This is a genomic window from Pseudomonas sp. ES4 (assembly GCF_050586665.1).
Classification (GTDB): Bacteria; Pseudomonadota; Gammaproteobacteria; order Pseudomonadales; family Pseudomonadaceae; genus Aquipseudomonas; species Aquipseudomonas frederiksbergensis.
Genome location: NZ_JBOBDO010000001.1, coordinates 14,118 through 26,359 on the forward strand (window position 1 = coordinate 14,118; position 12,242 = coordinate 26,359).

The following is a 12,242-nucleotide window of genomic DNA, read 5'->3' on the forward strand; positions in this document are numbered from 1 at the left end:
TGCGAATAATCTTGTAATTCCAACAACAAAACGACGGCGGCCCTGTTAAATGACTCTTCGAATCGCAATCAATGGTTTTGGCCGAATTGGCCGTAACGTCCTGCGCGCACTGTATACCCAAGGGTATCGCCAGGATCTGCAGATTGTTGCCATCAATGACCTGGGCGACAGCGAGATGAACGCTCATCTGCTCAAGTACGACACTGTTCACGGCACGTTCGATGCCGATGTCCAGCATGATCGGGAAAGCTTGACCGTCAACGGTGACCGTATTTCTGTCAGCGCCATTCGCAACCCGGCCGAGCTGCCGTGGGCTGCCGAGCAGATCGACGTTGTATTCGAATGCACCGGTTTGTTCACCGATCGCGCCAAAGCCGCCGCGCATATTACGGCCGGTGCACGCAAAGTGATCATCTCCGCCCCGGCCAAAGGTGCCGACGCCACGGTGGTGTATGGCGTTAACCACGACATTCTGCGCCAATCGCACCAGATCATTTCCAATGCTTCGTGCACCACCAACTGCCTGGCCCCGGTGGCCCAGGTGTTGCACCGCGAGCTGGGTATCGAAAGCGGCCTGATGACCACTATTCACGCCTACACCAACGATCAGCACCTGACCGACGTCTATCATGTCGACCCGTATCGTGCGCGTTCGGCCACCCAGAACATGATCCCGAGCAAAACCGGCGCGGCTGAAGCCGTCGGTCTGGTGCTGCCGGAACTGGCGGGCAAACTGACCGGCATGTCGGTACGCGTGCCGGTAATCAACGTGTCACTGGTGGACCTGACCGTGCAACTCAAGCGCGAAGCGTCGGCCGATGAAGTGAACGCGCTGCTGAAAGAAGCCAGCCAGCACTCGAAGATTCTCGGTTACAACACCCTGCCGCTGGTCTCCAGCGACTTCAACCACAACCCGCTGTCGTCGATCTTTGACGCCAACCACACCAAGTCCAGCGGCAAGCTGCTCAAGGTGCTGGCCTGGTATGACAACGAATGGGGCTTCTCCAACCGCATGCTCGATAACTGCCTGGCGCTGTGCAACGCCGAGTAAGCGAAGCTACGAGCAGGAGCAGCACCGATGATCGGTATCAGCTTTACGCAAAAGACCATGGCAGCGCGCAAGCGTATTGCCTTGGTCGCCCATGACCACTGCAAGGTGTTTTTGCTGGACTGGGCCGAGCGACAGAAAGACCGGCTCGCACAGCATGAACTGGTCGCCACCGGCACCACCGGGTTGTTGTTGCAACAACGCCTGGATTTGCCTGTGGAGAGCATGATCAGCGGCCCATTGGGCGGCGACCAGCAACTCGGTGCGCGAATCGCCGAGCAGCGGGTCGACATGCTGGTGTTCTTCTGGGACCCGTTCGAACCACAACCGCACGACCCGGATATCAAGGCATTGTTGCGAGTCGCGGCGGTGTGGAACATTCCGGTGGCGTGTAATGAATGCAGCGCCGACTACCTGCTCAGCAGTCCCTTGATGGAGCAGGCTCACCCACACCGCATCCCGGATTACGCGACCTACCTGTCGGGACGGAGCTAAGACAGGCCTGCGGTCTATCGCCAGGTTTTAACCTCGGGGAATCGCTCGCCGCGCAGGCGTTCAAAATGAGCCTGCGCGTGCTCTTCAGGCCTCGGCTCCCAGTTTTTGATGCCGGGCGTGTGTGTCTCCCTCAGGCGCTCGACAACCAAAAAATGCAGCTGCTCCGGCGTCTGCCATCCCCACCGCTGTGCCAGGTCGAGTTGTTCTATCAGCCAGGCTCTCGGCGACAGCGCTTCCGGCAATCGGGCAAGGTCCTCACTGTGCTCGGCCAACAGGTACTGACCCACATTAACCAACAGAATCGCCCGTTCCTGGTTGACCGGTACCGGGGTCTCCAGCCATTGCGCAGCGTCGGGGACCGGGTATTCGCCCGACGCCGGATTGTCTACGGTCGCCCAATGTTCGCCCTGCCAGTAACAGGCACTGATGACCGGCCCCAGGTATTCGGGATACGCCGACTCGGGAAGATGGGCCAACGCTCGCGCCAACACCCGATTATCGTGAAAACGGTACAACGCCTGCTGCGGTCGTTTCCCGATCAACAGGCGTTCGCGCCAATGTTTCACCAGTATGGCGATCGAGTGATTTTCGATGCTCGCCAGCCATCCCCAATCCCGCGTCTGACCTTCGAACAACTCATTGAGCGATGACGGATTCAGACTATCGATGGAAAAAATAAACGGGCCGCCCACGGACAGCGCGGCAACGGCGGTTTCCCTGTAGACGCTGCGATAGTGTTCATGTGTCAGCTGGTGCAACAAAGCTTGATGGATCCCCGGCACCGCCGTGGAGTCAAGAATCAAACACAGATGACGGCCACGTTGTGATTGCTCGGCCATCCACTGAACAGGCAGGTTGTTCATGCGCTGATTCCTTCGGTTGAACAAACGCCCTCTCGACAGGCCTCGCAGATCGGGCAGAAGTCTGCCGATTGCTCGCCAGCCAATGTCATCAGCACCCTTTGGACAAAGGCGATGACCGGGGCTCGCTCGATCGGGGTCGTCAAAGCCTGCGTTGCCCCCGGTACCAGCGGCGCCACCAGCGTCCCCCGTGCGGGGCTGCCCCCCACCTCGATTGCACAACTGCTGAAAATGCCACTTGAATCGATCACAAGATGCTGATCGCCAGCACACAAGGTCATGTTATGGCCTGCGTCGAGCACCAGCTTCACACCGGCCTTGAAATGAATTTCCTGACCCGCCTCTGCAACCAGCACCTCGCCTACATAGGTATGGCTGCTTTGTGCGACGTGCAGATGATCATTGGCCATCAGTCGGGTTTTACGGTCGCCTGTCGTCGTGCGATGTTCCTCGGTCTCGAACACACTGGTGCTGGTGCCCTTGATGGTTTCCCGGCGCTCGCGACCGACTTCCAGCCGACTGTCGTTTTCAATTTTTTGCTCCATATCACGTTGCGCCCGAAGGTAGATCAACTCTTGCCCCGCGCGATCTTCGACATGCAATTCATTGAACCCCGTGCTCTTGCTCGAACTGCGGCTACGAAAGACGCTTCGGGTCTTGTTCTGCGGCAGTGGATAGGGCACCGGGTTGGTACGGTGAGGCAAACAACCGGAAATTACTGGCCGATCTGGGTCGCCATCCATAAAGGTGACCAACACTTCCATGCCGACACGGGGAATACTGACCACGCCGTAGCCGTCGCCAGCCAAAGCCGTCGAGACTCTTAACCAGCAACTGCTTTTGTCGGTTTGCGGGTCGGTACGGTCCCAGTAAAAACAAACTTTGACCCGACCGTATTCATCACAGTGAATCTCCTCTCCTGCCGGCCCGGTGACTTTGGCGGTCTGACTGCCGGAAATGGTCGGCTTGGGGTGTTTTTTCGGCGGTCGATACGGTGAATCCCAAGGTGTCGCGGCGAAGGTGTTGCGATAGCCTTGAAAATCCGCGGTATGGATCTGGCTGGGCATTGCCTCTTCCAGCACTTGCAATTGCAGGCCTTCATGCGTCACCTCGGTCAGGAGCCAGAGGTCATTCCATTGCGCACGATGATGATCCGTCATGTCGAGGTAATGGCCGCTGTGCAAGTTGCCGAGGTCGCTGGCGCCTTCCGCCAGGCGGTAATCGCTGCGATGTTGCTCCAATTGGCGCGCAGCCAGTCGCTTGCCCTCATCACCGGTTTTGAAACGCCCCGGCGCCCGGTAATCCTCCAGCGGCGGAACGACCGGGCTTTCGCTCTTCTGTTCGAGAAGCCGGTTCGGCTTTTCGAAGTCATAGTCACGAATCGCCACTTGGCTGGGACGCGTGGCGAAACGCACGCCGAACGTATCGATCACCGGGTGATCGGCGACCTGACCATTTTTTTGTCGAAAAGTGGACGGAGCCAACCGTCGAAAGCACGTCTGATCATCCCCAAACACTAATAGGTGCCCGTGTGGGCTGTGCTGAAAATGGTAGTGAATGCCCGACTCTTCACAGAGCCGCTGGATAAAACCCAGGTCGGATTCATTGAACTGAACACAGTATTCACGGGGCAGATAGACGCTTGGACCCAACTGAAACGTGAACGCATCGCCGAGCATGCCGTGCTTGTTTAGGACTTCGGTAATGATCTGTTCGACGCTGCGTTGCTGAAAAATTCGCTGGTCGCTGCACAGCGCCAGATACGCCAGTTGAGGCACTAACGTCAGTTCGTAGCGCGTCAGTCGATTACCGGTCTCGCGCTGCGCAAAATTATAAATCAGCCCGTGCAAGCCCTCGCCGGGAGGACCAAAGCCAAGGAATGCAGGCTTGTGCAGTGGCGTCTCGAGGTCGAGATTTGACCGCTCACTGACCAACTCCAGCGTCACCTCATAGGGCTGGCTGATCGACTCACTGGCTTTGAAGGCCAAGACCTGAAAATCATGCTGCATGCCGCTGATATCAAAGTAGAAGCGCGGCCTGGAGATTGAGTCATGCATCGGATAGTCCTTTAAATGCAGGTTGGCCACACTCAGCAGATCGAATCGATATCCAGCGGCTCGCGAGCCAGTCGAAATCCATCGTCCGGTTGCCTTGGAATCATTGCGTACTGCACCGAGCTGCGGTTTTCAGCGTGTTTTGCCCAACGCTCCACGCTACCGGTGAACTCCGGCAACTGGGCGGCACTGCCGTACACATCCGTCAGGGTCAGGCGGCGATAGCGCACGGTTTGCAGGCGTTCGCGGGTTCTCAGCAGGCGATCCTGCTCCCTGTGGAGGGCACTCATCGCAGCACTTTCATTCTTCGTCGCACCACGCGGCCCCTCGTTATGGCGCACCTTCCGGGCATACTCGTAAAGTTTCTCATTGAGTGTTGCCAAGGCATCTTCGACGACGCGGAACTCTCGTTCGGTGACCACGGACGAGGCGTTCTCCAGGGTTTGCTGCCAGCGCCGCAAAGTCGCCCAGGCGCAAGGGATGTAGCTGGCGATCATCATATGGTCGGTGTAGTTGATCAGTTGCGCGAGCAGGCCATCGCGGGCGGGCATATCACCCCGCCGGATCTTTTCCAGCATGACGGTACAGGCGGCGCCTTCGATGGATTCACAATCCGGATCCCACAAAATCGCCGACCACTCGCGTTCATCAAAGCGCACGGGCATGAAGTGCTGCTGTTGCCCGTGATGCTGATAGGGATCACCACCGATGCGCACCAGACCGGCACCGAACACCAACATGCCATAAGGTCCGGCAAGGACGATCGTCGCCAGGCCCGGGACCCAGACCTTCCAGTTGGCGTCCATCCACGGCGCCGGTACGCCGGGCACCGGGTCGTTATTGTTGACCATGCGGTGATGGACGAGGTCGGTGGCGCCTTCGACGAAGGTTGAGTCGCCGGCACGTGGGGCGCCGTAGGTGTAGAGGAGGATGTTGTATTTAACGCCTGCACGTCGACGGAGCGCTTCTGCCAACAACAAGGCGATGGCACCGCCCAAGCTGTGGCCGCAGATAATGATTTTTTGCCCCGAGTGAAATTTATCCAGATAACGCAAGACGAACGCTTTCATCGCTCGAAACGCGTTGTAAAAGCCTTGATGGACGCTCCCGACACCTTCTTCGAACGGAACTTGCAGCGCGTCCACATCACGCAACGCATCTTTCAGACTGGCCGTTCCACGCACCGAAATCAGCACGACTTCGTCGTGATGACAGATAAACGCCTGGGTATCGCCGCCATTCACCTGATCATCAAAAAAATGCTGGTTCTCGGGGTGTTCCTGGTCTTTGCCTTTGTCCGGATGGTTTTGCTCATACAGCGTCGGGTCGAAGGGCAGGATCTCCAGCCGCTTTGAATACGGCACATCCTCGTACAATGGGTAAAACCTTTGCGACTGGGTCCTATCGACTCGCCAATTCTCCTGATAACCGGCTAACGCCTCGCCAAACCAATTGCCAATGCTCGGGTCCAGCATAAAGTGCACCTTGTCCAGCGGTTTTTCGCGCGGGTATTGAGCGAAATCGGTGTAACTCAAGGTCGCCATCAACGCCAGTTGATAGAGGTTCAAGGCACAGAATTTGTCGTCGGTGGAGAGCATGGGCCGCAAGGCGCGCATGGGCCGCACTTCCAGCACGTTGTGTTTGTTGGGGCTCAGGACAATTCCAAATGAATGCTCGGGGCCGAAACCCAACTCGCCCATGCCCCGCAGCAATACGCTTTGCGGTTCGTAGGAGCGCCCGACCTCCGGTGGCAAATGCGCCCCATCGCGGACCAGGTCCCGCACCTCGACCTGGACGAAGATATCGGCCTCCTTCATCGCCGGGTTGTATTCGCGACGAAATCCGTTTTCGTGGAAGAAGCGGGTTTGTTCGGCGCGGAACTGGAGTTCGGTGATGGGGAGAGGGTAGTGTTTCCTTTTCAACAAAGCGTTGTACACGTCATCCACACCTCGGAATGCGGTACTCAGCGTGAGCACAACGGGGCCGCGATAGTGATTCTCCAACTTGGCAAAACCCTCTCCATCCAACCGTCCGGTATATTCCTGGCCAATGCTGTCCATAACGGTGTAGTGCAAGCCGCCATAGGGTTTTCCATCACCGTGCTCGTCAACTAACCGAAAACTCGTCCAATGTCCCCGTAAAGGACAAGCCAGCATTTTTTTGCTGAAACAAGGGATATCTCGCTCCTGGAGTGCCATATCTGATTTCCTTATTCGGTGCAGTTGGGGTAAACGGTGCAGGTTCTGCCGTCGGGCATTTTGAAAGACTTGAAATCCGTGGTGTTGCCGTGACAGAAGGCATATTGGTCTTCAAGGCTTTTACCCAAGCAACGTTTCCAGCCTTGCGGAAAGCGAATCCAGTTGTCCCCCATGTACGGTTCCTCTTCCTTTGCCATACCGAACACCATCCTCACCGTTCGGCCCGACAACCGATTGCGTTGCAACGCCCCACCCGCCATGCGTTTCATCATCTGTCCGTTCGCATCGACGGCACGGCAGTGCAGGATTTTTATGATCGCCCGCTCGGGTCCCACCGTGCGAAACAACCACTGGCACTGCCCTTGAAACGCCTGAGCGCCAGTGGCTGGAAAACCTGGACGGTCATCGGCAAGTTCGTCGTAAAAGGACAGGCTGGCAAAGTCGCCCCCTATGTCAGACCAACGCGTTCCCCACTTCGCGTCGAGATTCAACCTCAAGCTACTCAACACCAACGGGCAGCCACCTGGGCGAGTCGTCAGCGGGACCTGAAACTCTGCCGTGCGCGCAATGCTTTGGTATTCGCTGGTGAAAAACTTGCGATTCGGCGCCACTTCACCGCGCTGGCGCGGCGGGGCTTCACAGGTTTCTCCGGTGGCCGGCTCGTAATAAGCGTCGACCTTGACCCTGAAATCCGCCGGCACTTCTGCCTGCAACGTGAAGCTTTCTGCCGGCGCAAAAACACAACCGCCCGCGGTGAGCGCCAATGCAATGATTGCCAGTGCGCGGGCAAAATGCCGGCTCGCGAAACACAACGAAGGAGCGTTGTCGAGAATTGGCGTTTCCCATTCCTGGAGTGCCGTCACTTGATGCCCCTGTCAAAAACCACGCTAAAAAAACGAAGTATCAACAGGGGTATAGCAGTCATCCAGAACTGTCTGAGGGGCCAGGAAACGTTTGGGATCGTGCCTACGCCAGTCTCTGAAATATCTGACATTTGCAGCCAAGCAATGGCTGGGAGCTGCGCAATTTTCCGCAAAGCGGACAGTTTTCTATCTGCTTTTGCGCTCTGAACGAATGACGGCTTGGAAACCAGTGCTTGACCACTGATACAGATGATAAGCATTATCATTCGCTAGAAATGGATCAGGTCCTCCCGTGAGTCAATCTCGCTTCAATCACGTCTTCATCGCTCAGCGAGTCTCTCTGCTGCGTACATTGGAGCGGATGGTCAACAATCACAGCACCGCCGAAGACCTCCTGCAGGAGACCTACCTGCGAGTGACCCGGGCGCTCAGCGAGCGGGCCATCGATCACCTTGAACCCTTCGTTTTCCAGACCGCCCGCAACCTGGCGCTGGACCATTTGCGCGCGCGGCGTATTCAGTCCCGCACGATGCTCGAAGACGTGCCGCTGGACGTTGTGGAAAGCGTCGCCGCCCCCGCCAGCAGTGCCGAGGACGCCGCCCATGCCGAACAATTGCTTGAGCGCTTGAACGTGAGCCTCAATGAACTCAGCGCCCGTCAGCAGCAGATTTTCATCCTCAGCCGTCTGCACGGGCACAGCTATCTGGAAATCGCCGAGAAGCTCGGCGTGTCGTTGAGCACGGTGCAAAAGGAGCTGAAATTGATTATGGCGATCTGCATCGGCGTGGCCGAGCGGTTAAACGGCGACTGAATCTGTAGGTTAATTCTCTATGTGTGAGGATGACCTGCACTGGCTATCGGGCTTTGCTACCCTTGCCCCACTTTCGAGCTTCACTAAAAAAACAGCGGTGCCAAGACACTGCCGAGGAAACACCGTGACGGACACGCTCCCAGTGCCTCCCCCCGCCCCTCCGGCGCGGGACCCCGCAAGCGCGATGGACCAGGCCCTGGACTGGCTGATCGTGCTGGACAGTCCGAGCGAGGAACAAACCCGACAGTTTCACGATTGGCTGGCCGCCGATCCGTTGAATGCCGAGGCGTTCGCCAAGGCGAAGGCAATCTGGGAAGGCCAGCAAGTTGTGCAATGCGCGCAAAGCCTGGCTGCCCGGCCGCCGAAAGTGACCGCCCTGTCGCGCCTGCGACCGCACTGGAAACCCTTGGCCACCGCCGCCGTGCTGATCCTCGGTTTGTTCAGCTTCAGCAATCTGCCGATTCGCCTGCAGGCCGATCACCTGACCGTGGTCGGTGAACGCCAGCGGCTGCAACTGGAGGATGGCTCGAAGGTCCTGCTCAATACCAACTCAGCCTTCTCCAGCACCATCAACGATCAACAGCGCGTTGCCCGTTTGTATCAGGGCGAGGCGTTTTTCGAGGTCGCGGCCGACCGCGGCCAGCCGCTGGAAATCGACGCCGGGCCGGTCAAGGCCAGCGTACGGGACACCGCGTTTGCGGTGCGCTATCTGGACGGCGTGGCACAGGTTCGGGTGCAGCGTGGGGATGTCGACTTGCGAGCGACCCGCGACGACGCGCGAATTCGATTGTCCGCCGGACAAAGCATCCGCATCGGCCCCAACGGTTTCGATCGCCCCGCCAGACTCGATGCCGCGACCGACCTGGCATGGGTCCAGGGCCGACTGGTGTTCGAAAACTGCCCGCTGAGCCAGGTGCTGGCGGAGCTGCGTCGTTACTATCCCGGCTGGATCATCAACAACAACGAGCAGTTGGCCGACATCGCCGTCACCGGCAATTACCGCCTCGACCAGCCGTTGGACGTGGTCCGTTCGCTGGCCCAGATCACCTCGGCGCGGCTCCAGGAATTTCCGGCGCTGGTGATTTTGAACTAAATGAGAATTATTTTTACTCGATAGCCAACTTCCGTACGTCTCGTTATAGCCAATGCAATTGATTCGCATCTTCAGATGCCAATCAGCACCTATAAAGATTCGTGCGACACGGAGCGCTATCGATGTCCTCTCGCCTCACCCGCCAATCCTCTTCACCTTCTTGCGTGCTGTCGCTGCTGACCGCCGCCATCCTGATGGCCGGCAGCGCGCAGCTCTACGCCGCCACCGCGGCAGAGCAACCGACCCGCAACATGGGCGATTACGCGTTCGCCATCCCTCAGCAGTCGCTGGTCTCGGCACTCAATGCCTTTACCGCCGTGACCGGTTGGCAGGTCGGCTTGCCGGCAGAACTGGCTGAGGGCGTGGCCTCGCCGGGCGTACGGGGTTCGCTACCACCAGAGAAAGCCCTCGATCGCCTGTTGGTGGGGACCAACCTGAGCTATCGCAAACTGGGCACCAATAACATCGTGCTGGAGAAGCGCAGCAACGGCAGCGCGCTCAACCTGGACCAGGTGACCATCAGCGCCACGCGCCAGGAACAAAGCATCGCCAGCGTGCCGAGCACCGTCACCGTTCACACCCGTGAAGAGCTGGACCGCAACAACGTCAATACCATCAAGGATCTGGTGCGCTACGAACCGGGCGTCTCGGTGGGCGGTGCCGGGACCCGCGGCGGAATCAGCGGCTACAACATTCGCGGCATCGACGGCGACCGGATCCTGACCCAGATCGACGGCGTCGAGATTCCAAACGGCTTCTTCAACGGCCCGTATGCCAAAACCCAGCGTAACTATGTCGACCCGGAAATCATCAAGCGCGTCGAAATTCTGCGCGGCCCGGCCTCGGTGCTCTACGGCAGCAACGCCATCGGCGGCGCCGTCAGCTATTTCACCCTCGACGCGGACGACATCATCAAGCCCGGCCAGGACGTCGGTGCTCGCCTGAAGACCGGGTACAGCTCCGCCGACGAGAGCTGGCTGAAGTCCGCCACCGTCGCCGGCCGCGCCGATCAGTTCGATGGCTTGTTGCATTACAGCCAGCGCGACGGTCACGAAACCGATTCCTTTGGCAGCAACAACGGCACCGGTCTGGACCGTACCGCGGCCAACCCGGAAGACGTACGAGCCACCAACGTATTGGCCAAGATCGGCTGGAACTACAACGAAGATTCACGCCTTGGACTGACCTACGAGAAGTACAAGGACGATCGCGACACCGATCAGAAAAGCGCTTACGGCGGCCCGTACTTCAACGGCCAGCCGACGATCCCGAACAGCATGCTGCCCGGCGGCATGTACCAGTGGCGCACCGGCAACGACACCATTACCCGTGAGCGCTTCGGCCTGGAACACAGCTTCGCACTCGACAGCCTGCTGGCAGACAACGTCAAGTGGAGCCTGAACCACCAGATCGCCAAAACCGATCAAAGCACCGAAGAATTCTATTACCCGATCACCCGTCGAGTGCTGCGCACCCGCGACACGCTTTACGAAGAGAAACAGTGGGTCTTCGATGCCCAACTGGATAAAGCCTTCAACATCGCTGACACCGGGCACTTGCTGACTTACGGCACCACGATCAAGCAACAGAAAGTCACCGGCTCGCGCAGCGGCGACGGCAAGTGCCTGGCGGTCGGTCGCGGCTGTACGGCCGTCGGCGCGACCAGCGCGGCCGATGTGCTGAAGAAATCCAGCGACTTTCCCGACCCGACCATCAATACCTACAGCCTGTTCGCCCAGGACGAGATCAGCTGGAACAAGTGGACCTTCCTGCCAGGCCTGCGCTACGACTACACCCAGCTCAAGCCGCACATCACCCAGGAATTCCTCAATACCGTGGCCGCCGACGGTCGCGGAACCGTCAGCGATGAGAACAAAACCTGGAACAAGGTTTCACCCAAGTTCGGCCTGACTTACGCCCTGACCGATCAGTACACCTGGTATGGCCAGTACGCTGAAGGTTTCCGCACGCCAACCGCCAAGGCGTTGTATGGGCGCTTCGAGAACACCACCACCGGTTATAGCGTGGCGCCGAACCCGGACCTGGAACCGGAAAAAAGCAAAAGCTACGAAACCGGCCTGCGCGGCAACTTCGAGTCGGGCTCGTTCGATGTCGCGGTGTTCTACAACAAGTACCGCGACTTCATTAACGAAGACGCTGTCACGCCCGGTTACAGCGAGCTGACCTTCCAGAGCAACAACATCAAACACGCGACCATCAAGGGCGCAGAGATCAAGGGCCGCCTGAACCTCGACGCGCTCGGCGCACCGCAAGGTCTCTACACCCAGGGCTCGGTGGCCTACGCCTACGGCCGCAACAACGACACCGGCGAGCCGATCAACAGCGTCAACCCGCTGACCGGTGTGTTCGGTCTCGGTTACGACCAGGACAACTATGGTGGTTTGCTCAGCTGGACACTGGTGAAGAAAAAGGATCGCGTCGACGACAGCAACTTCAAATCGCCGGACGGTGTGAGCAGCCAGTTCAAGTCGCCGGGCTTCGGCGTGCTCGATCTGACCGGTTTCTACAAGGTCACCGACGATGTCACCGTCAGCGCTGGCGTCTACAACCTGACCGACAAAAAGTACTGGCTGTGGGATGACGTGCGCGGTTACGACAGCGTCGGCGAAGCGGCAGTGCTGAGCCCGGCCAACCTCGATCGCCTGACCCAACCGGGTCGCAACTTCGCGGTCAATCTGGTCTGGGATATCTGACCCTGCCACCTCACTTCGCCGCTTTCACAGAAGTGGCGCCGTGAGGTTTTTTTACTGTCACGCACCTTGTTGTTCGTCTCGTTACCAAGCGCCTCTTTTCTCAAGG

At 58.6% G+C, this 12,242-nt stretch carries 9 protein-coding genes; 5 read left to right on the plus strand and 4 right to left on the minus strand.

The genetic code is table 11. The features are described 5' to 3' along the window. The first annotated feature begins 49 nt into the window (after positions 1-49). Together gap and ACQ4OB_RS00065 are read left to right on the plus strand one after the other, a co-directional pair. A complete protein-coding gene (gene gap, locus ACQ4OB_RS00060; protein ID WP_074879402.1) occupies positions 50-1,051 on the plus strand; it encodes a type I glyceraldehyde-3-phosphate dehydrogenase in 1,002 nt (333 codons plus the stop codon). A gap of 27 nt (positions 1,052-1,078) precedes the next feature. Continuing rightward, a complete protein-coding gene (locus ACQ4OB_RS00065; RefSeq protein WP_074879404.1) occupies positions 1,079-1,543 on the plus strand; it encodes a methylglyoxal synthase in 465 nt (154 codons plus the stop codon). A gap of 14 nt (positions 1,544-1,557) precedes the next feature. Here ACQ4OB_RS00065 and ACQ4OB_RS00070 read toward each other — a convergent pair whose 3' ends face one another. The 4 genes from ACQ4OB_RS00070 to ACQ4OB_RS00085 are packed head-to-tail and all read right to left on the minus strand — an operon-like array spanning position 1,558 to position 7,518. Further along, positions 1,558-2,406, minus strand: coding sequence for a DUF4123 domain-containing protein (locus tag ACQ4OB_RS00070; protein WP_430954913.1), 849 nt, complete (start codon positions 2,404-2,406; stop codon positions 1,558-1,560). After that, on the minus strand, positions 2,403-4,460 hold the full coding sequence (gene tssI / locus ACQ4OB_RS00075; RefSeq protein ID WP_430954914.1) for a type VI secretion system tip protein TssI/VgrG: 2,058 nt from the start codon (positions 4,458-4,460) through the stop codon (positions 2,403-2,405). Before tssI ends, ACQ4OB_RS00070 begins: the two co-directional genes overlap by 4 nt. A 32-nt stretch (positions 4,461-4,492) precedes the next feature. Continuing rightward, complete coding sequence (locus tag ACQ4OB_RS00080) at positions 4,493-6,655, minus strand: lipase family protein (protein ID WP_430954915.1); 2,163 nt, start codon at positions 6,653-6,655, stop codon at positions 4,493-4,495. Positions 6,656-6,666: 11 nt separating this feature from the next. Beyond that, on the minus strand, positions 6,667-7,518 hold the full coding sequence (locus ACQ4OB_RS00085) for a hypothetical protein (RefSeq protein ID WP_430954916.1): 852 nt from the start codon (positions 7,516-7,518) through the stop codon (positions 6,667-6,669). A 292-nt stretch (positions 7,519-7,810) separates the two neighbouring features. Between ACQ4OB_RS00085 and ACQ4OB_RS00090 the strand changes: the two genes are divergently transcribed. The 3 genes from ACQ4OB_RS00090 to ACQ4OB_RS00100 all read left to right on the plus strand — a co-directional run bounded on the left by ACQ4OB_RS00090 (position 7,811) and on the right by ACQ4OB_RS00100 (position 12,136). After that, positions 7,811-8,329 carry an RNA polymerase sigma factor gene (locus ACQ4OB_RS00090; protein WP_074879418.1) on the plus strand — a complete coding sequence of 173 codons (519 nt, stop codon included), beginning with the start codon at positions 7,811-7,813 and terminating at the stop codon, positions 8,327-8,329. A gap of 124 nt (positions 8,330-8,453) precedes the next feature. Continuing rightward, positions 8,454-9,422: a FecR family protein gene (locus tag ACQ4OB_RS00095; RefSeq protein WP_430954917.1), complete on the plus strand. Its 969-nt coding sequence runs from the start codon at positions 8,454-8,456 to the stop codon at positions 9,420-9,422. A gap of 122 nt (positions 9,423-9,544) precedes the next feature. Further along, the gene (locus tag ACQ4OB_RS00100; protein ID WP_430954918.1) at positions 9,545-12,136 is read left to right on the plus strand and encodes a TonB-dependent receptor; all 2,592 of its coding nucleotides are present in this window, start codon (positions 9,545-9,547) and stop codon (positions 12,134-12,136) included. Positions 12,137-12,242: the final 106 nt, after the last annotated feature.